19 protein-coding genes are annotated in these 21,476 nt (G+C 44.7%); 11 read left to right on the forward strand and 8 right to left on the reverse strand.

What is annotated here, in order from left to right; all coding sequences use genetic code 11:
- The 3 genes from ACE5CV_RS16095 to ACE5CV_RS16105 all read right to left on the reverse strand — a co-directional run.
- Positions 1-677: HAD family hydrolase (locus ACE5CV_RS16095; RefSeq protein WP_374951217.1), on the reverse strand; the 677-nt coding region annotated here is incomplete at its 3' end.
- 51 nt (positions 678-728) lie between these two features.
- A complete protein-coding gene (locus tag ACE5CV_RS16100; RefSeq protein ID WP_374951218.1) occupies positions 729-1,382 on the reverse strand; it encodes a TetR family transcriptional regulator C-terminal domain-containing protein in 654 nt (217 codons plus the stop codon).
- 92 nt (positions 1,383-1,474) lie between these two features.
- Positions 1,475-2,191, reverse strand: coding sequence for an SDR family NAD(P)-dependent oxidoreductase (locus ACE5CV_RS16105; protein WP_374951219.1), 717 nt, complete (start codon positions 2,189-2,191; stop codon positions 1,475-1,477).
- A 71-nt stretch (positions 2,192-2,262) separates the two neighbouring features.
- Between ACE5CV_RS16105 and ACE5CV_RS16110 the strand changes: the two genes are divergently transcribed.
- The gene (locus tag ACE5CV_RS16110; RefSeq protein ID WP_374951312.1) at positions 2,263-2,400 is read left to right on the forward strand and encodes a DUF2256 domain-containing protein; all 138 of its coding nucleotides are present in this window, start codon (positions 2,263-2,265) and stop codon (positions 2,398-2,400) included.
- A gap of 47 nt (positions 2,401-2,447) precedes the next feature.
- Entirely contained in the window at positions 2,448-3,758 is a 1,311-nt protein-coding gene (locus ACE5CV_RS16115; protein ID WP_374951220.1) for a DASH family cryptochrome, read from the forward strand.
- A gap of 135 nt (positions 3,759-3,893) precedes the next feature.
- On the opposite strand, the gene ACE5CV_RS16120 is transcribed toward ACE5CV_RS16115, so the two are convergent.
- A complete protein-coding gene (locus tag ACE5CV_RS16120) occupies positions 3,894-4,256 on the reverse strand; it encodes a hypothetical protein (protein ID WP_374951221.1) in 363 nt (120 codons plus the stop codon).
- 138 nt (positions 4,257-4,394) lie between these two features.
- Between ACE5CV_RS16120 and ACE5CV_RS16125 the strand changes: the two genes are divergently transcribed.
- The 4 genes from ACE5CV_RS16125 (at position 4,395) to odhB (ending at position 10,715) form a co-directional block, all read left to right on the forward strand.
- Entirely contained in the window at positions 4,395-5,360 is a 966-nt protein-coding gene (locus ACE5CV_RS16125) for a glycosyl hydrolase family 18 protein (RefSeq protein WP_374951222.1), read from the forward strand.
- Between the two features lie 176 nt (positions 5,361-5,536).
- Positions 5,537-8,344 (forward strand): 2-oxoglutarate dehydrogenase E1 component, encoded by a 2,808-nt coding sequence (locus tag ACE5CV_RS16130; protein WP_374951223.1) that lies wholly within the window; start codon positions 5,537-5,539, stop codon positions 8,342-8,344.
- A 5-nt stretch (positions 8,345-8,349) separates the two neighbouring features.
- A complete protein-coding gene (locus ACE5CV_RS16135; protein WP_374951224.1) occupies positions 8,350-9,075 on the forward strand; it encodes an SGNH/GDSL hydrolase family protein in 726 nt (241 codons plus the stop codon).
- Positions 9,076-9,113: 38 nt separating this feature from the next.
- Positions 9,114-10,715: a 2-oxoglutarate dehydrogenase complex dihydrolipoyllysine-residue succinyltransferase gene (gene odhB, locus ACE5CV_RS16140; protein WP_374951225.1), complete on the forward strand. Its 1,602-nt coding sequence runs from the start codon at positions 9,114-9,116 to the stop codon at positions 10,713-10,715.
- Positions 10,716-10,812: 97 nt separating this feature from the next.
- Here the strand turns inward: odhB and ACE5CV_RS16145 are convergent, their stop codons facing one another.
- Positions 10,813-11,271 carry a DinB family protein gene (locus tag ACE5CV_RS16145; RefSeq protein WP_374951226.1) on the reverse strand — a complete coding sequence of 153 codons (459 nt, stop codon included), beginning with the start codon at positions 11,269-11,271 and terminating at the stop codon, positions 10,813-10,815.
- Between the two features lie 115 nt (positions 11,272-11,386).
- Between ACE5CV_RS16145 and ACE5CV_RS16150 the strand changes: the two genes are divergently transcribed.
- The 5 genes from ACE5CV_RS16150 to ACE5CV_RS16170 all read left to right on the forward strand — a co-directional run bounded on the left by ACE5CV_RS16150 (position 11,387) and on the right by ACE5CV_RS16170 (position 17,520).
- Entirely contained in the window at positions 11,387-13,108 is a 1,722-nt protein-coding gene (locus ACE5CV_RS16150; RefSeq protein WP_374951227.1) for a glycosyltransferase family 39 protein, read from the forward strand.
- A gap of 10 nt (positions 13,109-13,118) precedes the next feature.
- The gene (locus ACE5CV_RS16155; protein WP_374951228.1) at positions 13,119-14,144 is read left to right on the forward strand and encodes a hypothetical protein; all 1,026 of its coding nucleotides are present in this window, start codon (positions 13,119-13,121) and stop codon (positions 14,142-14,144) included.
- A gap of 85 nt (positions 14,145-14,229) precedes the next feature.
- Complete coding sequence (locus ACE5CV_RS16160; protein ID WP_374951229.1) at positions 14,230-14,946, forward strand: DUF2490 domain-containing protein; 717 nt, start codon at positions 14,230-14,232, stop codon at positions 14,944-14,946.
- A gap of 52 nt (positions 14,947-14,998) precedes the next feature.
- Positions 14,999-15,919 carry a DUF58 domain-containing protein gene (locus tag ACE5CV_RS16165; protein WP_374951230.1) on the forward strand — a complete coding sequence of 307 codons (921 nt, stop codon included), beginning with the start codon at positions 14,999-15,001 and terminating at the stop codon, positions 15,917-15,919.
- Between the two features lie 131 nt (positions 15,920-16,050).
- Positions 16,051-17,520: a glycoside hydrolase family 130 protein gene (locus ACE5CV_RS16170; RefSeq protein WP_374951231.1), complete on the forward strand. Its 1,470-nt coding sequence runs from the start codon at positions 16,051-16,053 to the stop codon at positions 17,518-17,520.
- Here ACE5CV_RS16170 and ACE5CV_RS16175 read toward each other — a convergent pair.
- The 3 genes from ACE5CV_RS16175 to ACE5CV_RS16185 all read right to left on the reverse strand — a co-directional run bounded on the left by ACE5CV_RS16175 (position 17,517) and on the right by ACE5CV_RS16185 (position 21,461).
- On the reverse strand, positions 17,517-18,035 hold the full coding sequence (locus tag ACE5CV_RS16175; RefSeq protein ID WP_374951232.1) for a DUF6438 domain-containing protein: 519 nt from the start codon (positions 18,033-18,035) through the stop codon (positions 17,517-17,519). The genes ACE5CV_RS16170 and ACE5CV_RS16175 overlap by 4 nt on opposite strands.
- Before the next feature lie 137 nt (positions 18,036-18,172).
- Positions 18,173-19,177 (reverse strand): glycosyltransferase family 4 protein, encoded by a 1,005-nt coding sequence (locus tag ACE5CV_RS16180; RefSeq protein WP_374951233.1) that lies wholly within the window; start codon positions 19,175-19,177, stop codon positions 18,173-18,175.
- Between the two features lie 4 nt (positions 19,178-19,181).
- Positions 19,182-21,461 carry a glycosyltransferase gene (locus ACE5CV_RS16185; protein WP_374951234.1) on the reverse strand — a complete coding sequence of 760 codons (2,280 nt, stop codon included), beginning with the start codon at positions 21,459-21,461 and terminating at the stop codon, positions 19,182-19,184.
- Positions 21,462-21,476: the final 15 nt, after the last annotated feature.

Raw genomic sequence — 21,476 nt, forward strand, 5'->3', positions numbered from 1 at the left:
TCGTCAATCACCAGGCTGGCGACCCTGGCAACTGTTTCGGCCGGATGGCTGGTAGTGATACCGACAACCTTCATGCCCGCGTTATTGCCCGCTTTGAGGCCGGAGGTCGAATCTTCAAACACCACGCACTCTTCGGCGCGGGCCTTTAGTAGTTCGGCAGCCTTTAAAAATATCTGCGGACTCGGTTTTGGTTCTTTAACCATATTGCCTATAACAAGCGTATCGAAATACTGCCGGATAGGTATGGTGTTGAAAATAAAATCAACATCTGCCATGTCTGAAGAAGTGGCAAGGGCAATTTTAACACCGGCGCTTTTTAATTCCGACAGAAAATTTTCTAACCCGTTGATGGGTTTTAGATAGGGTAAAAAAGCTTGCTGGTAAAGGTGCTGCTTCTCTTCAACAATTGCATTTACACCGTCGTCATCCACATCAGGAAAGTACCGTTTCACCGTGTTGGCAATAGGTACACCGCTTATTTCCGCTTTGTACGTTTCGTGGCTCAACTCCGGCAGGTTGCGTAATTTAAATAATTGCTGCCAGGCCTTGAAATGAAACGGTGTATTATCAACCAGGGTGCCGTCCATATCAAATATGACGGCAAATGCCGCCCGGTCAACTCCGGCTAAATGCTCCCCGGCAGGGAAGGCTTTATAGTTCTGTGTATGATTACTCAATTGATTGCTTTATAAAACTTCCGGCCAATCGGCGTAGCAAATTAAGTGGGATCAAAACCCCATTTTTTCTTTCATGCCGCCGTTCTTCGCCAGGAATTTACCGTACTCGAACAGGTTATCAATAGGCGAGCGCTGGAAAAGATCGAACGTAACGTTGACACCTTTTTCAATCGCTTCATCAGTTTGTTCGAAACCTGCCGAATTATCATTGATCCAAAAATTCAGCACAAAGCTAAACTGTATCCAAAGGGCATCTTTGTAACGCTTGCTAAAAAATCTGCGGTCGGTTAGTTCGGCGCTTTCAATGCCTTCGTTCAAAACTTCCTGCGCAAAGTTTTCAAACGCATTTTTCAAGCCATCCAAAACGCGTGGAGTGCTTAATCCGCGTGGTTGGCTTTTAATGCTGTAAACGGCAAAACTGCGGCTGCCTTTAAGCAGTTCGAAAAAGCTGTAGAAAAAGGATAGTGCTTTTTCCCTTGCCGAGTATTGCTCCCAAACTTCCTGCATCCTTATTTCAAGAATGGTTTTATTGGCCAGGTCGGTCCATACGCTTTGCTCAATTGCATCAAACGAGCCGAAGTAGCGGTAAAACTCCTCTTCGGCCATGTTGTTATGTTTCGCAAATACATACACCGATTTGGGCTGGTGCCCCTCGGTAAGTACAAAATCTATATACGCTTTCTGGATGCTTTCTATAGTAGCCATATGATGGTGGATTTATATATTAAAGTTACGACTTGTACCGCATGCAATTATCATGCTTGTGTATAATTAAACGGCTAATTGCCAGGCTTATTTTATAGCGGCCTGATGCTTGACAACCCGCCGTCTACCCCAAGTATTTGCCCGGTTACCCAGCTGCTTTGGTCAGACAGTAGGAACATGGCGGCAGCAGCAATATCATCCGGCTGGCCGAACCGGCCTAAGGGGTGCCGCCTGGCAGAAGATTCGCGCCGCTCATCTGTACTAAGCAGGTTTTTTGCAAGCGGTGTATCTGTTAATGATGGTGCTATTGCATTTACGCGGATGTTATTAGGCGCAAGTTCGGCTGCCAATGATAACGTCAACCCGTTGATAGCCCCCTTTGCCGAACTGATACTGGCATGGAAACCCATCCCTGTTGTGGCGGCTACCGTGCTAAACAAAACTACCGAAGCTTCATCGGTAGCGCGCAAAGCCTTTAGGCATTGTTGTATTGTTTCGGCCGCACCCAAAAAGTTAAGGCGGTAGTCAGTTAAAAAATCCTCGCGGGTAAGGCGATTGAAAGGTTTGAGATTAATGCTGCCTACAGAGTAAACCAGGCCGTGCAGCTTATCGGGTAATTGGCCCGCCAACTGGTTCACTTCGTTGGTAACATCATGTGCTATGTGTTTAACGCCAGCGGGCCATTCTTTAGATGTACCGCGCGATGCGCTGTAAACCGTAGCGCCGTTAGCTATTAATTGTTTTACGATTGCCAACCCGATACCCGAACTGCCGCCGGCTACCAGGATATTCTTCCCTTTAAAATTCATAATTACATGTTACAACATTAGGTGCATTGCATTGTTCTACAAGTGATTGCTTAAATTTACAACTAACCGAAGTGCATAAGGGAAATAAACAAACGCTGCCAGCTAAAATTTGCGCAACCTGCCAAAGGCCTTTTACCTGGCGCAAAAAGTGGGAAAAATGTTGGGACGATGTCAAATATTGTAGTGAGCGGTGCAGAAGAAATAAATAATCACCATTTTTGTTACTGATCTAAATAAGTTTAGATTAGTTGTTCATATGAGTGATAAAACGATACTGGTTTGGTTTAGGAATGATTTGCGCATCCACGATAATGAAATATTATCTGAAGCTGTGCGCAAAGCTGACAAAGTTTTACCGGTATTTATTTTTGATCCGTTTTACTTCAGAACCAGCGCATCCGGCGCATTAAAGACAGGCAGTTTCAGGGCACGTTTCCTTCTAGAGTCGGTTGCCGATCTACGCCTTAACTTGCAGGCCTTTGGTGCCGATCTTTTGATCCGCACGGGCGATCCTGCCGAACTGCTGCCCTTATTAGCAGAGCAATACCAGGTGAGTGAGGTTTATCATCATCGGGAAGTCGCCCCCGATGAGACCGGTATATCTGAAAATGTGGAAGCCGCTTTATGGAAGATGAAGCTAAATTTAAAGCATTTTATTGGGCACACCATGTATCACAAAGAGGACCTGCCGTTCCCGATAAAAGATATCCCCGATAGTTTTGTGACCTTTAAAAAAAAGGTAGAGCGCGATAGTACTGTAAGGCCAAGCACTGTAAGCCCCGACCACATCATCACGCCCGAGATTACAGATGCCGGCGAACTACCCACTTTGGCCGATTTGGGCATCCCTGATCCCATTGACGACCCGCGTGCAACTAATACGTTTACCGGCGGTGAAACAGCAGCCTTGCAACAGCTAACATCATATTTGAACAACTGTCTGGAAAATACGCCTCAAAAAAACCGCACGGTTACCTGCTCATCTGGCTTATCACCATGGCTGGCTGTTGGTTGTATATCGCCCCGGCAGGTATATTGGGAGGTTGTGAAGTTTCAGCGCGAACATCATCTGCAAAATATCGAGCCTTTGATGCTGGAATTACTTTGGCGCGACTACTTTCGGTTCATGTTTAAAAAGCACGGGCAAAAGTTTTTCCGTTCCGAAGGGTTTAACAATGAAGCCCCTGATGTAGCAACTAACCAGGACGACCTTTTTGAGCAGTGGAAAAACGGCCAAACCGGCGTACCTTATATTGATGCCGCCATGCATGAGCTAAATGCAACAGGCTTTATCAGTAATTATAGCAGGCAGGCCGTAGCTACCTATCTGGTGAAAGATTTAAAGGTTGACTGGACGAGAGGAGCCTTGTACTTTGAAGAAAAACTGATCGATTATTCGCCGGCCAGCAATTGGGGAAATTGGGCATTTGTTGCAGGTGTAGGTAATGATAGTAAAAGCAACCGGTACTTTAACGCTGCAAAGCCAACCGCCCAGTTAGAGAGCAAAGGCGAATACATAACTACGTGGTTGCCTGCTACCGCCACTGCCGGTAAAGTTTCTGCGTAGCTACAATAATATTAACTCCGAACGTATATATTTGTATATGAACCTGTTTGAGGAATTTACGGTTATAATTGGCTTACTTGCTGTTTTGGTTGAGGCAGGTGGCTATTTGCGTAATTACCTGCACAGACACACCCGTTAGTTGGTTGTTTCCCTGCGTTCGATATCTGCATATTTTATTGCATCAGCGTTTATGGTGGTAGTGCCATCCTTGCCCGGGGTAATTCCAAAGCCGGTAAATATAACACCATCTGCGCCCACACTGCGGGCTTTCACTAAAACTTCTTGTTTTGCACGGTCTTCTCCGAAAACAATTGAATTTGATAAATGGCCTATAACCTTGTAATCGTGTTTGACATCTTTGGTAGCATAAAACACATCGACATTGGGGTTGGCAGGATAGTTATCGCCCAGATAAGTTACTGATGACAAGACACTGCACGCAGTTAAGAAAAAGGTCATTACAAATACACCACTCACGTAAAGTTTAGTAGTTTTCATAAAAGCAAATAAGGTTTGATGATCGGGGTATCGGCTGTATGACTTGTGGCTGTCAAGATGGTTTAAAATAGGAAGCCTGCTTTTGTCAAAAGATTGATACCCAGATATAAATTTCTCAAACAATGATAGCTTTGCTTTATGAGTAAGTTGAGATACCTGTTAACAGTAATTTTATTGCTGCCGATAGCGCAGGGGGTAATGGCACAATCCGGTAGTAAGTTTAGGGTAGTTGGCTATATCCGTAACCAGCGGCGGGTAGCAACCACCATCCGCAACTTTGATCTGGATAAGGTTACGCATCTCAATATCGCCTTTGTTAACCCCGATTCGGCAGGCAACTTGCCGGTAACGCCGGGCTTAAAAGAGATTACGGCCATTGCTCATCAAAAAGGAGTAAAGGTGCTGCTTTCCATTGGTGGCGGTACACCGCGTAAATCATTGCCCGGTTGTATCTACGGCGATAAACAGGATGAATTTATTGCCAGGCTTACAAAATTGACGGTTGATTATGATGTGGACGGGATAGACGTTGACCTGGAAGGTGGCCTGATCGATAAAAATTACGAAGGTTTTGTGGTAAAGCTTGCGACGGCCCTTAAAGCTAAAAAAAAGATGATTACTGCGGCGATAGCAACTGTGTATGCAGACAAGTATACGGACAAGGCCCTTGCGCAGTTCGACTTTATTAACGTGATGTGCTACGATAAAACCGGCCCGTGGAATCCCGATAGACCGGGCCAGCACGCACCTTACGATATGGCCGCCGATGATATGGCCTATTGGAATAACAAACGCGGCATAGCAAAACAGAGGTTAACCCTTGGTGTACCTTTTTATGGTTACGGCTTTGGTGCCAATGCCCCCGAAAGCATGGCGTACCAGCAGATTATAGATCAATACCCGGGCGCTGAAAAACTGGATGAGGTGAACGTTGCCGGCGGGGGCGTTATTTATTACAACGGTGCGATTACTATAAAAGCTAAAACCAAACTCGCACTTAAAACGGCTGGTGGTGTAATGATATGGCAGCTGCTGCAGGATGCCAAAGGCGATCAATCGCTGCTTGGGCTCATTAACCGCACCATTCGGGAAGCCGTTAAATGATCGTGTCAATAACCGGCCATATACCTTAAACAGGTAAGTATAAATGCAAACCGGGCTAATCTTTATTGCCTTATGTAAATCAAACTAAAAACATAATTAGAAAGTTATACCATTTAATTTTGGGCATTTTGCACTAATTATGCTTAATTTTGTACCGTTTACATCAATGGTTTCTCATGGATCGCCTGAATTATATAAATAGCGGAAACGCAGCCTACATTAGCTCATTATACGAAGCATATCAACAAGACCCGGAATCAGTAGAATTTGGCTGGCAAAAGTTTTTTGAAGGCTTTGATTTTGGTAAAGGTTCGCAGCCTGCAGCAACCGCCGCAGCTGCCGCAACACCAGAACACTTTATTAAAGAGATCAATGTAATGAATATGATAAATGGATACCGTACACGCGGCCATTTATTCACCAAAACCAACCCGGTGCGCGAGCGCCGCAAATATTTTCCGGGTAAAGAGCTGGAAACATTTGGCTTAAGCGAAGCCGATATGGACACCGTGTTTAACGCAGGTGTTGAAGTAGGCATAGGCCCCGCCAAACTGCGCGATATCCGCCAATTATTAGAAGACACTTACTGCCAGGCCATTGGTGCCGAATACCGTTACATCCGCAATCCTATTAAACTGAAATGGTTTGAGGACAGGATGGAAACCAAACGCAATACCCCGTCATTTACAGCCGAAGAGAAAAAACTGATGCTGGCCAAATTGAACGAAGCTGTTGTGTTTGAAAATTTCCTGGGCACAAAATTCCTGGGGCAAAAACGGTTTTCGCTGGAAGGTGCCGAGGCATTGATCCCAGCACTGGATTCTGTGATCAAAAAGGGATCGCAGCTGGGTATCGAAGAGTTTATAATCGGGATGGCGCACCGCGGCCGTTTAAATGTTTTGACCAACATTATGGAGAAGACCTATAAAGAGGTTTTCTCGGAATTTGAAGGTAAAAATTACGATTCGGAATCACCATTTGGTGGTGACGTTAAATATCACTTAGGCTTTTCGACAGACGTTAAAACCAAAGAAGGTAAAAATGTTCACCTGAGCCTTTGCCCTAATCCATCGCACTTAGAAGCGGTAGATCCGGTGGTTGAAGGGATCACCCGCTCAAAAATCGACTTTAAATATAATGGCGACCATTCTAAAATCGCCCCGATATTGATACATGGTGATGCATCTGTAGCAGGCCAGGGAATTGTTTATGAGGTTTTACAGATGGAAAAACTGGACGGTTACCGCACAGGCGGTACCGTGCACCTGGTTATTAACAACCAGATAGGGTTTACCACTAACTATAAAGATGCCCGCTCAAGTACCTATTGTACAGATGTGGCTAAAACGGTTCTTTCGCCGGTTTTCCACGTAAATGGTGATGATGTAGAAGCATTGGTTTATGTTATAAACCTGGCTATGGAATATCGCCAGGTATTTAACGAGGATGTGTTTATAGACATTCTTTGCTACCGCCGCTATGGCCACAACGAGGCCGATGAGCCTAAATTTACCCAGCCGGTACTATACAAGGCTATTGAGGCGCACCCTAACCCGTTACAGATCTATATTAAAAAACTGGTAGGCGAAAAAACCATTGACGAAGGTTATGCAAAACAACTGGAAAAAGATTTCCGTGCTGAGTTGCAGCAAATGCTGGATGAGTCTAAAGCCGAGGAAAGGTTTACCGACACGATAGCCATGTTTGAGGGCGCGTGGAGCGGCCTGCACCTGGCCAATCATAAAGAACTGATCAGCGCGATAGATACTTCTGCAAAAGAAGAAGACATTGTTGAGATCGGTAACAAACTTACTACCCTGCCTGCAGGAAAAGCGTTCTTCAAAAAAATTGAGAAATTGTTTGAGGACCGCAATGTAATGGTTAACAAAACCAAAGTGTTTGACTGGGCAATGGGCGAATTGCTGGCTTATGGTACCTTATTAAAAGAAGGCTACCCGGTTAGGCTAAGCGGCGAGGATGTTAAACGCGGTACTTTTTCGCACCGCCACGCCGTATTAACGCTGGTTGATTCGGAAGATGAATATACGCCTTTAGAAACGATAGATACCGAAGCTAAACTGAGCATATTTAATTCGCTGTTATCTGAGTACGGCGTATTAGGTTTTGAATACGGCTATGCGCTGGCCAACCCTAACGCGTTAACCATTTGGGAAGCGCAGTTTGGCGATTTCTTTAACGGTGCGCAGATCATTGTAGACCAGTATATTGCCAGTGCCGAAACTAAATGGCAGCGTGGTAACGGTTTGGTGATGTTATTGCCGCATGGTTATGAAGGCCAGGGTCCGGAGCACTCATCTGCACGTGTAGAGCGCTTTTTAGAGCTTTGTGCCGACGATAATATCCAGGTAGCCAATTGCTCAACCCCGGCAAACTTCTTCCATATTTTAAGAAGGCAGATGCACCGCGATTTCCGCAAACCGCTGATCATATTTACACCTAAGAGCTTATTACGCAGCCCTAAATGTGTATCGCCTATGAGTGACTTTACCGCCGGTAAATTCTTTGAGGTGATAGACGATAGCTACGTTGAACCTAAAAAGGTTAAACGTGTGCTGCTTTGTACCGGTAAGATCTACTACGACCTGTTAGAGAAACAACAGGTTGATAAACGTAAAGACGTTGCCATTGTACGGGTAGAACAATTATACCCTACACCGATACAGCAGATCCTGAAAATGAAGGCCCGTTATGAAAAGGCCACCGAATTTGTTTGGGTGCAGGAAGAGCCGGAAAACATGGGGGCATGGCCTTACATTTGCCGCAAGTTCCATAACGACAGGCACCTAAATTTGCAGGTGATATCGCGTTTGGAAGGCGCAAGTACGGCAACCGGTTTTGCAAAACAGCATGCTGCCCAACAGGCACATATTGTAGCAAAAGCGTTTGAAGCACCTGCCGGCAAAGCAGTTAAAGAAACCATCAAAAAAACAACGGAAAAAATGGCTAATGCCGGCGCCGATTGATAACCATGAAGTGGAAATTGCTATTTGTGGCAATTATGCCATTTTTAATATTAAGTTGTAAAAAACAAGATCAGGGGGAAATCAAAAATCCGGAGGTGCCTGTCGAAAAGCCGGTTTCTGCCGAAGAAAATTTAAGTACCCCTGCGTTGACAAAATTTAACAATGTAGTAATATTAGGTAATAGCATAACCTATACCGACCCATATGCGCCGTTAGGATGGTATGGAAGCTGGGGGATGGCGGCCAGCACAGCAGATAAGGATTATGTGCACGTTTTGAAAAAGAGTTTCCAGTTACGTAACCCTGACGTATTAGTTCAGGTAAAAAACATTGGAGAGTTTGAATTAGATTTCACAAAATATGATATTAATAAGGAACTGAAAAGCTTGAAGGACTCGCATCCGGACCTGGTTATATTGAGGATTGGTGAGAACTTGCAGGCTAATATAGATCTGAATGTTTTTGAGCAAAGATATAAGGAGCTTATAAATTATTTTAAGGCAGATAACCCAAACTGTATTGTAGTAGGGGTTAGCACAGTGTTTCCGGGGATGGCTGATGACAGGATGGTAAAGTACCCGCCCTACGTATCACTTAAAACGATAATGCTTGATCCATCTAATTTTGCATTGGGTTTGTTTGAAAATTATGCTGTTGCAACCCATCCGGGCGATAACGGGATGCGCAATATAGCTTCTATGATATGGCTTAAAGTGAAAACTTTAAAGTAATTAAGACATTAAACTATAAATAACATACTTAACAAGATATGAGTTTAGAAATAAAAGTTCCGCCGGTAGGCGAATCCATTACCGAAGTAACCTTATCTGCCTGGAAGAAAAAAGATGGCGACCAGGTGGAAATGGACGAAGTTATTGCCGAGCTGGAATCAGACAAGGCAACTTTTGAACTTACTGCCGAAAAAGCAGGGACTTTAAAGTTATCTGCTGCCGAAGGCGATACGCTGGCTATCGGCGCTGTGGTAGCAACTATTGAAGATGGCGGGGCTGCTGCGCCTGCCGCTGCTGCCGATAAAGCACCGGCTGCACCTGTAGCCGCTAAAGATGAGCCTGCCAAAGCCGTTAGCCCGGAAGTGCCGGCTAATGGTTATGCACCTGCGCCAGATCAAAGCGGTAGCGCTTCTTTAGAAATTAAAGTGCCTACAGTAGGTGAATCTATTACCGAGGTTACTTTATCCCGCTGGATAAAAAAGGATGGCGACCAGGTAGAAATGGATGAAGCCATTGCTGAGCTGGAATCAGACAAAGCAACATTTGAACTGACTGCAGAGAAAGCAGGCACGTTAAAAACCATAGCTAAAGAAGGAGACACCTTGCCAATTGGTGCGGTAGTTTGTACTATAGAGGGCGGCGCAGGCGCACCAACATCTGCAAAACCTACACCGGTAACTCCAAACGTTGCCGATGCCGCAAACGAGTCGCCGCAGGCTACTCCGTCGAAAGGTACAACTTACGCATCCGGTACACCATCACCTGCTGCTGCAAAGATCCTTGCCGAAAAAGGCGTACAACCGTCTTCAGTTGATGGTACTGGTGTGGATGGCCGTATTACCAAAGGAGATGCGCTGAATGCACAAAATCAGCCTGCCGCTGCACCGGCTGCAAAACCAGCTGCTTTGGCACCGCAAGCTGCACCGTCACCGCAGGGAGCAAGAAGCGACCGCCGCGAAAAAATGTCGTCGTTACGTAAAACAGTTGCCAAACGTTTGGTAGCCGTTAAAAACGAAACTGCTATGCTAACTACTTTTAACGAAGTGGATATGCAACCTATAATGGAATTACGCGGTAAATACAAAGATAAATTTAAAGAGAAACACGGTGTAGGTTTAGGCTTCATGTCGTTTTTTACTAAAGCGGTTACCGAGGCCCTTAAAGAATGGCCGGCTGTTGGTGCCCGTATAGAAGGCGAAGAAGTAGTTTACAGCAACTTTGCTGATATTTCTATTGCTGTATCTGCACCTAAAGGTTTGGTGGTTCCGGTTATCCGCAATGCCGAGAGCATGAGCCTTGCCGAAATTGAAAAAGCGATTGTTGTTTTAGCAGGCAAAGCCCGCGAAAGCAAACTGACCATTGAAGAAATGACCGGCGGTACTTTCACAATCACCAATGGTGGTGTGTTTGGTTCCATGTTATCAACCCCGATCATCAACTCCCCGCAGAGCGCTATTTTAGGGATGCACAACATCATTGAGCGCCCGGTTGCCGTAAACGGACAAGTGGTTATCCGCCCGATGATGTATCTTGCCTTGTCATATGATCACCGCATTATTGACGGCCGTGAGTCGGTAAGCTTCCTGGTACGTGTAAAACAGTTACTGGAAGATCCTGCAAGATTGTTATTAGGAGTGTAATCAATAGACAAAAAAAATGAAAGCCCGGCATAACCGGGCTTTTTTTGTTATAAGCTATATCATCAAAAGCAATTATATAGCCATCAAAGTTTGATTATTACACCAACTTACGTATCGCCATAACATACCCAATATGCAGCCCTTCGTGAAAGGGTAAAAAATTAATGGCATCATCTATCCCGGCTATCTCGACACCATAACGCGTGGTCCAGGTTGGGTAGTTATCAAAAATTCCTTTCTTGTAGTCAAGTTTCAATTGATCAAGGCTGCTACTCAATAAAGTAACAATTTCTTGCAGACCATCGGCATCAACCAATCCGTTGGGCTTGGTATCCGGTTTATAGGCCTGGAAGAATGTGTCGTTAACCCACGTTTCTAAACCTGTGCGCTTGTAACATATGCCTTGTTGTGCGGCTATCATGTGCCCCAAATTCCAGATGATGTTGTTACTAAACCCATCGGGGATTTGGTTAAGCTGCTCAAGACTGAAATGTTTGATTATCTCAATAATCTTGAGGCGCGGCTGCCTTATAATGTCTATCTGTTTATCAATCATAGATCAAATATTGAATTTTTCTGCGGAATAGACAGGACAATATGCAAACAGGCGGTTAATTATGTTGCTATCACCGTTACTGCTTTTATTTTAACTTTGTGGTTCATCATCTATAATGACATCTATTACGGCAAGCAAATCTGTACACGCTGATAAAACGATATGGTATTTCATATTATGCTGGACCGTTTTGAATGCTTTACAGGCTTACACCCTTGAGCTGCATGCCGACGAAGCTTACTATTGGCTGTTTGCCCGTAAGCTGGATTGGGGATATTTTTATCACCCGCCAATGGTGGCGCTGTTCATCAAATTTGGCGATGCCCTAATTCCCAATGAATTAGGTTTGCGTTTGCTAACCGTACTAAGCAGTAGTTTAGCAATATTCCTGTTATGGCTTATCGTAAAAAAATATGCGGTAAGTGCCCGCTGGTTTATCCTGCTGGTGTCTGGTATTTTGGTTTTTCATGTGTACGGCTTTACCAGCACTCCTGATGCGCCGCTGTTCTTTTTTGCAGTGCTGTTTTACTATTGCTATCAAAAATACCTGGAAAAGGATAGCTGGCTTACGGCTTTGGCTATCGGTATAATTACGGCCTGCTTGTTATATAGTAAATATCATGGGGTGTTACTTATTGGGTTTACAGTACTGGCTAACTGGAAGCTATTTACTCGTAAAACATTTTACCTGGCACTTGTTACCGGTGTGGTGCTGTACACTCCGCATATTTTATGGCAGCAGGCCCACAACTTCCCTGCAATCAACTATCAGCTTTTCGAGCGCTCGCCAGAGGGCGGTTATGATTTTTCCTTCATCTATGTATTCGTCGGCGGGCAGTTGGCTTTAGGCGGTGCGCTTATTGGATGGTATTTGTTCTACAAAGGTCTTACTACTAAGGTAACAGATATATTTACCCGCACTTTGTTTGTGAATGTCGTAGGTACGTTCGGCTTCTTTTTATTCAACACGCTTAAAGTGAATGTACAGCCGCATTATACCCTAATTGCTTTTGTGCCATTAGTTGCCCTGGTGCTAATCGGGCTTTCAAGGCAGGCGAGTTACCCTAAATGGTTACAGCCACTGGCTATCGCAAATATAGCAATCATACTTTTTATCCGTTTTGCGCTGATGAGCGGATTACCAGTGGTAAAAAAAGTAGAGGCATTGAAAAGTTATTTCGGTTTTCACGAATGGGCTAACCTGGTACATCAAAAGGCAGGTAATGCTTTTGTAGCGATGGACGAGGGCTTCCAAAACCCATCTAAATATTCATACTATACACGGTCGTTGAAAGGGTTTGCATATGACTCCAAGTACTATGGGCGTACCATGTTTGATATCTGGCCGATGGAGGACAGTCTGCAACACCAGCGTGTTTACTATCTTTTGCAAAGTAAGGTTAGCGGCCTAACTACAGATAGCGTCAAATGCGCAGCCGGTACCTGGTATGGCGGATGGGTAAACGATGCCCGCACCTATCAAAAAATAATTATCGACAGCAAGGCAGATAAGCATAAAGTCCACCCCGGACAAAAGTTGCAATTTGACCTTGCTATAACCAATCCCTACCCAATTGCAGTTAATTTTACCAACGTTGGGCAAACGCATCCGGTTACGCTGGAGAGCTGCCTTTTTAAAGGAGATGACCTAGTGGATGTGCAGCAAGCCGGCGATACGTTTAACCAGATAGCGCTACCTGGCGGACAAAAAGCGCGTTATACATTTAAATTAACCGCGCCTGCAAAAAAAGGCAATTACCTGTTGTTCTTTTCCGTACGTACGGAGCCATTCGCTGGCAGTAAGAACAGCCGGCTTATAAAATTCACAGTTGAATAAAGTTAACCGAATGATAAAAAAGATCTACCTCCTGATAATTGTAACTGTACTAAGCACCGGCGCCACGCTAGCCCAAACCGTAGATGTGCACTTTAACGGCCTTGGCTTTTTCGACAACCGTGAGTACAAAGAATTTGTATTGCGCTCGCGTACTTACTCCGGAACCCGTTTGGCGCTGGATGTAGGCCTTAACCTGGATAGTATGCATCATTTTATTGTGGGTGTAAATGCGCTGCATGAATTTGGCGCTTCGCCGTTTTTTGCTAAGGTTAACCCGGTGGCATATTACAGCTTTACCGGCAAGAAGTGGCTGTTTAATGCAGGTGAATTCCCGCGGGAGGGTTTGCTGACTGATTATCCGCGTGCTATGCTAAATGATACGCTGCGTTACTTTCACCCTAACGTTGAAGGGTTACTCACTAAATTTCATAATGATCATGTTACCGAAACCATTTGGATTGATTGGGTAAGCCGCCAAACCAATATAGACCGCGAGCAGTTCCTGTTCGGTTTCTCTGGCAAATATCAGCCGGTGTTAAAAGGGCCGATTTATCTTGCCCATTACTTTTTTTTACTACATGATGCCGGCCCGGCCATTGCTATTCCTAATGACCATATTCAGGATAACGGCGCTATACAAATTAAAGCAGGTGCAAATTTCAGCCATAAAACCTTTTTAGATTCCCTTAGTGTGGAAGCAGGGGGCATGATGTCTTTAGAGCGTACCCGAGGCATTGACGGTTTTCAAAAACCTACAGGTTTTGTGGCTAATGCCTATTTAAGCTATAAACGTTTTGCCTTATTTGATGAATTTTACAAAGGGCAGGGCCATAACATTACCTACGGCGATGCTTACTACCGGTACAAAACCTATAACCGGCTGGATATTATTTACACGCCATTTCTTTACCAGGGTTTACGCGGACAGTTTATTCTTAGCTTCCATCAAACGCCGGAGAGTAGCGGCAGTAACCAACAGGCATTCCGGCTTACTTATGACCTTGGCCGTAAACGATTAGCAAAATTTAAAGACTAATTCAGCATATTGTTTTATTTTTGAAGTCCTGCCGATGCAAAAGCCCCCTTGCAATTACCGGCAGCTAATTTCAATCGTTTTATTTATGACAAAAAGAGTTTTGGCAACAATGCTGTTTGTTGCATTGTTGGCGCCAGTTAAATTGATGGCGCAGGAAAATCAATTTTCGGGCTGGGGGGCATTATTCCACACACAACGGTTCTCCAGGCACTGGGGCGCATCTTTCGACGGGCAATTCCGTTCGGCAAATCATTTTGATTACTTGCGGAATATCCTCCTGCGCCCGTCTATCAATTATTATTTCGATAAAAATAAAATGGCGGCGCTGGGTTATGCCTATGTTACTACAAACGGCCGAACTGCTTCCGGTGCAGAAACTTTCCGCCCCGAAAGTCGCATATGGGAACAACTCATCATCAATACAAAAATTGGTAAGATCAGTAGCCTGCAGCATCGTTTTAGGTTAGAACAGCGTTTCCTGGGAAATACCACTAACCTTAACAACCATTATTTTTCCCAGCGCCTGCGCTACTTTGCGCGCGCGGTTTTGCCTTTTAAGCACGATAGTACCTTTACGCAAGGCTCTTTTCTGGCGTTACAAAACGAGATTTTTGTGAACATACAGAACAAGGACAAAGTAAACACCCATCTTTTCGACCAAAACCGGACGTATGTTGCTTTGGGTTATCGTTTGCGCAAAGAGGTTGACGTGGAGGTGGGCTACCTAAACCAATATACCAACCTCGCAACGTCGCACACTATTAACCATGTTGTGCAGCTGGCGTTTTATACCCGGTTTTAGCAGTAATATGCATGGCCAATAAGCGTTAAAGATTTTTATTAACTTGGCCTTAATGCCCAAACTCAGTAATGATCAGCACGTCCGGCAACTGGCCAATTTGGAATTGCTTGCCCGGCAGGTGGTTGAAGGTTTCATAACCGGACTGCACCAAAGCCCCTTTCATGGCTTTTCTGTAGAATTTGCCGAGCACCGGCTATACAACAGCGGCGAATCTGTAAAAAACATAGATTGGAAGTTGCTGGCCCGTACCGATAAGTTGTTTGTGAAACAGTATGAAGAAGAAACCAATCTGCGCTGCTACCTGCTGCTGGATACCTCATCATCTATGAACTTCCCTGAGGTTGGGATCAATAAGCTGCAATTTTCGGTTTATGCAATAGCCTCATTGATGTATTTGTTTAAAAAACAGCGCGATGCTTTTGGCCTCTGCCTTTTTTCTGACAAGATGGATTGGATGAGCCCCGCCCGCTCAACATCGGCTCACCTGTTTTATTTGTATGCCGAACTGGAACGGGTTTATAATAATCCAAAAGCGGGTACTGCTACCAATATTGCGCAAACGCTGCATCATGTAGCTGCCGAAATTCATCAACGCTCTATGGTGATCATTTTTAGTGATATGCTTGAAAACAGCATGAATGCCGAAAAAATGAACGCCCTTTTTGCCGCAATACAGCACCTTAAATATAAGAAGCACGAGGTTGTAATATTTAACGTAACCAGCAAACAGCAGGAGGTTGATTTCGACTTTGACAACCGGCCGCATCACTTTGTTGATATAGAAACGGGCGAGCAGGTACGGGTACACCCCAACAAGATCCGCGACAGCTACATCGCATCATTAAAAGAATACCGGCACCAGCTTGAACTTAAGTGCGCGCAATACCATATCGATATGGTGGATGCCGATATCAGCCAAGGCTACAATCAAATTCTGCGCGAATATCTCATTAAGCGTAACAGGATGATATAACGGCTATAAAGGAATTTAAAATTTTTGAGCCAACATGTTGCAAATATTTTTAACCTTGCCACCTTTATTAAATTATCCAAATCAATTCACCTTTAATGGTGTTAAAACATTTAAACGTATCTTTCTACAGCATGAGACTTTCCATCGAACGAAAACCCATCAGAGTAAATCCCGATCCGAAACGTGTAATTGCCAGATTTTTCTTTAACGGGAATGACCGTGCTAAAGAAGTTTTGGAGCGGGTGATGAACATAAGTGAAGAAACGGCTTTTAGCATCATATCGCCACTATTGCAGGAATACTCTAAACGCCACCGTAATATTACCCGTGTTTTAAACCGTCACTGCAGTAAATTAAAGCCGCTGATAGCTGAATTAGGGATAGATTTTGATACCCTTACCGTTAACCGCAAGCTGCTGATCGGTTCTTACTTTACGCATGAATATTCTATCGAATCAGCGGCATTTTTTAACCCTTCGATCGTAGAAGATCCGGATCAGGCAGAACTGGAAGAAGGGCAGCGCCGCGTGGTGATCAGTTTCCGCGCAGTGGGCGAGGGGCATATCTCTTCGATAACTTTCAGAAGGGCGTTGATTGACAAGGACAACCAAATAACCGTTTTGCCGGCAGGTAATTACATTGACGAAGCCGAGATAGTGCGCAACGCGGTGTATAACAAAAAACTATTTTTCGAGAAAGCAGCCATCACTCAGATCAATATTGATATCCTGAGCGAATTGGAAAGCAAGCTGGACCACCACTTTGAGTACGCTAACCTGCGCCGTATCATTCTCGATTCGCAAAAGTTGCAGGAAAGCGATATGAAAAAGCTGGAGTACGATAAAGTGCTTTGGCTGGCCGATTCTTACTACGAAATCGTGTTTTCTCTGGATACCGATATATCCGACCGTGTGATCTTCCCGATATCTGAATATGAGCGTAAAGGTATTGAAGATGCCCGTTTTGTGCAGTTTGTTAACGACGATGGCAGCTCGGTATATTACGCTACCTACACCGCATACGATGGATCGCTTATCATGCCGAAGTTGTTGCAAACAACAGACTTTTACAACTTTAAAATAATGCCTTTATACGGCGATGGAGCGCAGAATAAGAACCTGGCGCTTTTCCCGCGTAAAATAAACGGCCGTTATGCCATGATCTCCCGTATTGATGGTTGCAATAATTACATCATGTACTCGGACAAGATCAACATTTGGGCTAAACCGGAGCTGCTTCAGAAACCGAAATTTAGCTGGGAATTTGTGCAGATAGGTAATTGCGGGTCGCCAATTGAGACAAAAGACGGCTGGATAGTAATCACTCACGGTGTGGGCCCGATGCGGCGTTATGTGCTGGGTGCAAGTTTACTAAAACTGGATGATCCTGCTGTGGAGATCGGGCGCCTAAAAGAACCCCTGTTGATCCCGAATAGTGATGAGCGTGAAGGTTATGTACCTAATGTGCTTTATTCCTGCGGGTCAATAGTGCATAACAATAAGCTGATTATTCCATACGGTATTTCCGATTCATCAACCTCATTTGCCGAGGTAGATCTTGATGAGCTTTTAGCGAAATTTAAAGAAGACGGTATTGATTAATAATTTGCCGGTGCACGGCGATCCCGATTTGGTTTACCAAAAGTTTCCGGGTCCTGAAAGTTGGTACGAAAAGGGTAAAGCTCACTCATTTTAGTGAGCTTTACTGTTTTGTTGCTCTCTAAAAGGCTGTTCACCAACGGTTTTAGAACGTTAGGCAGATTTGGGTAGTCGCATTTGAGGTGAGTACTTTGGCCCTGCTCGGTGATGATCAGTTCAATCATCTTTTCCTCCCCGCCACGACCACGGGTTGGTTGGAGTTTAATTAAGTTTATCTGCTGTATCTTGCTTTCTAATTGCTGCCAGTCCCTTTCGGGAAAACGGCCTTCGTAGTATCCCTTAAGTACAGCATTGTTATCGCCATAGTAGTGATAATCTAATGAACGCTTGATCTCCACAGCGGTTAAACCGCAGGCTCCCGGACAGTATCCAACTGCCACAGATACACTTTTTAACCTGTCTGCCGGGATACACCCGGATAACAGGAATGAGACACCAATACAGCAGATCCATTTCATATACGATACTATTAAATACTGCGCAACTGTTATATGTTACATCAATGCAAAAAGCAAAGTTACGCGATAAAATTATTCGTCTTGCTCTCAGCGAAGTTACCCGTACTACTTACGATGACAAATCAACTTAACAGGCCTTATCCCAGGATCTTTTTATATAACTCAAAATAGTCGGCGGCCATTTTCTCTTTAGAAAATTTCGATTTGGCCCATTCAGAGCAGTCATTTCGGTTAATAGTGCCCAATTGTTCAATAGCTTCAACAGCTTCATCAACCGTACTTACCAGGAAACCTGTTTTTTCGTCCTGAATCAGTTCGGGCATGGAGCCTTTGTTAAATGCTATTACAGGGGTGCCGCAAAGCATCGATTCGGCTATGCTCATACCAAATGGTTCTGCGAAGTTGATAGGATGGAGTAACGCGGCAGCATTGCCCAAAAGATCATTACGCTTCTCGGGGCCTGCCTGGCCAACGTATTGAATCTGGTCGTTTAGATGTGGTTCAACTTTTTCGCGCCAGTAATTCTCATCCTGAATGATACCTGCCATCAACAATTTACGGTTGCTTTTCTTAGCAATTTCTATTGCCTCTGCAGCGCCTTTATCGTGATGGATGCGGCCGAAATACACCAGGTAATCGTTCGGCTTTTCGGTGAAATTAAAATCTTTGGTATCCAGGCCATTGTAAACAGTGGCAAGATAATCAAGCTCCGGGCTGCGGTCGGCATTGCTGATGGACACATAATGCCCGCGCTTATTATATTTTTTATAAACCGGTATAATTCGCTGCGACGAAAAACCATGGATTGTTGTAATCACCGGCGTTTTGATCAGCCCCGTATAGCTAAGCGGCAAAAAATCAAAGTTGTTATGAATGATGTCGAAATCACCGGCTTGTTCCATCAGGTTGCTGATGTGCAGGCACTCCAGCACCTTAGCATCCTGGCTGCGGTCTTCCTCATAACCTTGCGCGCATACAGATTGCAATGTGCCTGCGGTGATTGAATCGCCGGTGGCAAAAAGGGTTACATCAACACCGTGTTTAATAAGGCCTTCGGCAATGTTGCTGGCTACCTGTTCCCACGGGCCGTAGTGCCTGGGCGGTGTGCGCCAGGCAACGGGAGCTAATATGGCTGCTTTCATAGCCTTAGCAAAGCTTAACTTGTACCTGGTCCATCTTGTTGTACTCGTATTCCAGCTCAAATGCTTTTAAAACAGTAAGATGGGATATCATATAAGCCAGTGTGCTTTCGGCGCCCTGGTTCCGGTTAATTCCGGTTGGCAACAAGCCGTCGCAGCAGCCTTTGGTTTCATGGTCATACAGTGGCGCGCGCAACGAATTTTCGCCCAGGAACCATTTGTATGACAGGAACATTTTTTCGATGTACTCAGGTTTGCGGAAAATCTGGTATGCCTGGAAATGCATCAGCACCATTGCCATTGTTTCAATGGCCTGCTGGTCGTAAACCGGGAATTTGCCACCGCGGCTGTACCAGCCTTCATTACCAACAGGGCTTAAATAGCCGTTAGATAAGGTGAGCTCGTCTAAAAACGCCATCGTTTTTAGCGCGATTTCCTTAGCGCGCTCATTACCAGTTATTTCACAGGAATGTAGCAGGGCCAAAGGCATAATCGCATTATCGTAGGTCATTTTTTCTTCGAACCACTCCCAATCATCACTCCGGGTATTATCATATGCGTCAATCAGCGGTTGGGTAAGTTTTACCAGTTCCTGCTGCATACCCTCATCGGTAGGGAAAGCCTGCAGGTACAAACTCACACCGATAATAGTGTTGCCAATACCACGGATATGTTCTAATTTCTCAAAGTGTTTAACCGATTTGTGGAAGATTTCGACAGCGAATTCGCGGTATGAGTTACTTGCCGCACAGCTGATCAGATGGCCCAGCGCCCAAATGGTACGGCCAAAAGAATCTTCTGAACCCACCTCATCCAGGTATTGCCTGCTAAAGCTCAGGAAGTTACGGAAATTACCATCCTCGGTCTGCATGTAATGGATAAAGCTGAGGTAGATGGGCAGCAGTTTAAAGGCCTCTTCACTTTTATTACGCTGGTAGGCCATCAGTGCCATGATTAGCGCCCGTACGTTATCATCCTGGCAGTAACCCTCTTTTAAATTTGGGATACCATACTTAGCATGCTGTACAATACCGGTATCGTCTGTTAAACGCAGTACATGCTGCAGACTGAATTTGGGTAAAATCTCCGGATCAACAATGCTGTTTTTCAGGATCTTATCACTAAAATCGTGATTAACAGATGCTTCTTGCGCTACGCGGATGTATTCGGCGCCTACAACCGGCCAGCGCAGGTGGCGGCCATATTCATAAGCGTTATCTTTCAGTTCATTCAATACCTCTTCATTGTCCAGCAGTTCATTTATAGTATCGGCCAGTTGGTCCGAGTCTTTAAAATCGAACAGGCGGCCCCTGTTATTGTCCAATAGTTCTTCGGCATGCCAATAAGGTGTAGATACCACGGCCGCACCAGCGCCCACAGCGTACGATAATGTACCGCTGGTTATCTGGGCCTCATTTAGGTATGGGGTTACATATATTTCGGTAGCGGTAAGGTAATCGATCAGTTCATCCTCGGCCACAAACTTATTAATGAACGATAAATGCTGTGATACTTTTAGCTGAGCGGCCAGGCTTTTCAGGTGGTCACGGTACTCTTCTCCGGAGTTTTTAATTACGCCGGGGTGGGTGTTTCCCAATACCACGTACATTACATCCGGGTGTTTTTCTACAATTTTTGGGAGGGCTTTTACAACCGTTTCTAAACCTTTGTTTCGGCTTAACAAACCAAACGTTAATAATACACGATGATTTTTAAACTGGCTTAAACTCTTTACCGGGTTTACAGTCGGCGCTTCCAGGTCTGGTACACCGTGCTCAATGATCTGTATTTTATCTACCGGTACATCATAAATATTGGTAAGGAACTCAACAGCACGTTTACTCATCACAACGATCTTTGACGATTGCTCGGCAATTTCACGGATGATGATACGCTGTACATAGCTGGGCTCTTTGAGTATGGTGTGTAAAATAGAAATAAGCGGCTTTTCTAACCTATTAATAAGCGGTAGAATATAAATACCGCTTTCCCCACCGTAAATGCCAAACTCATGCTCCAGGATAACGGCATCTACCGTGCTGGAATTGATAAAATTTGCGGCACGGATATAATCCTTTTGATGGTTTTGGCGGATAACGTACTTAACATCGGCAGGGTATTCATACTCCTGCATATTTTCAGAATCGTTAAGGGCAACAACAAAGCCGCCGTCAAGCATATTTTTACGGTCGGGAAAGTTAGCGCCTATGGCCAGTTTAAGATTTGTATTAAAAGTAGCGATACCGCATTCGCGGGGTGGATAGGTAGAGATGTAAGCTATTTTCATGTTTGGGTGCAAACT

It is taken from the genome of Mucilaginibacter sp., from assembly GCF_964263795.1.
Taxonomy (GTDB): domain Bacteria; phylum Bacteroidota; class Bacteroidia; order Sphingobacteriales; family Sphingobacteriaceae; genus Mucilaginibacter.

Coding starts and splice junctions, on each gene's coding strand:
- ACE5CV_RS16100 (WP_374951218.1), bottom strand. CDS start 1,382: ATGGCTACTATAGAAAGCATCCAGAAAGCGTATATAGATTTTGTACTT.
- ACE5CV_RS16105 (WP_374951219.1), bottom strand. CDS start 2,191: ATGAATTTTAAAGGGAAGAATATCCTGGTAGCCGGCGGCAGTTCGGGT.
- ACE5CV_RS16115 (WP_374951220.1), top strand. CDS start 2,448: ATGAGTGATAAAACGATACTGGTTTGGTTTAGGAATGATTTGCGCATC.
- ACE5CV_RS16120 (WP_374951221.1), bottom strand. CDS start 4,256: ATGAAAACTACTAAACTTTACGTGAGTGGTGTATTTGTAATGACCTTT.
- ACE5CV_RS16125 (WP_374951222.1), top strand. CDS start 4,395: ATGAGTAAGTTGAGATACCTGTTAACAGTAATTTTATTGCTGCCGATA.
- ACE5CV_RS16130 (WP_374951223.1), top strand. CDS start 5,537: ATGGATCGCCTGAATTATATAAATAGCGGAAACGCAGCCTACATTAGC.
- ACE5CV_RS16135 (WP_374951224.1), top strand. CDS start 8,350: ATGAAGTGGAAATTGCTATTTGTGGCAATTATGCCATTTTTAATATTA.
- odhB (WP_374951225.1), top strand. CDS start 9,114: ATGAGTTTAGAAATAAAAGTTCCGCCGGTAGGCGAATCCATTACCGAA.
- ACE5CV_RS16145 (WP_374951226.1), bottom strand. CDS start 11,271: ATGATTGATAAACAGATAGACATTATAAGGCAGCCGCGCCTCAAGATT.
- ACE5CV_RS16150 (WP_374951227.1), top strand. CDS start 11,387: ATGACATCTATTACGGCAAGCAAATCTGTACACGCTGATAAAACGATA.
- ACE5CV_RS16155 (WP_374951228.1), top strand. CDS start 13,119: ATGATAAAAAAGATCTACCTCCTGATAATTGTAACTGTACTAAGCACC.
- ACE5CV_RS16160 (WP_374951229.1), top strand. CDS start 14,230: ATGACAAAAAGAGTTTTGGCAACAATGCTGTTTGTTGCATTGTTGGCG.
- ACE5CV_RS16165 (WP_374951230.1), top strand. CDS start 14,999: ATGCCCAAACTCAGTAATGATCAGCACGTCCGGCAACTGGCCAATTTG.
- ACE5CV_RS16170 (WP_374951231.1), top strand. CDS start 16,051: ATGAGACTTTCCATCGAACGAAAACCCATCAGAGTAAATCCCGATCCG.
- ACE5CV_RS16175 (WP_374951232.1), bottom strand. CDS start 18,035: ATGAAATGGATCTGCTGTATTGGTGTCTCATTCCTGTTATCCGGGTGT.
- ACE5CV_RS16180 (WP_374951233.1), bottom strand. CDS start 19,177: ATGAAAGCAGCCATATTAGCTCCCGTTGCCTGGCGCACACCGCCCAGG.
- ACE5CV_RS16185 (WP_374951234.1), bottom strand. CDS start 21,461: ATGAAAATAGCTTACATCTCTACCTATCCACCCCGCGAATGCGGTATC.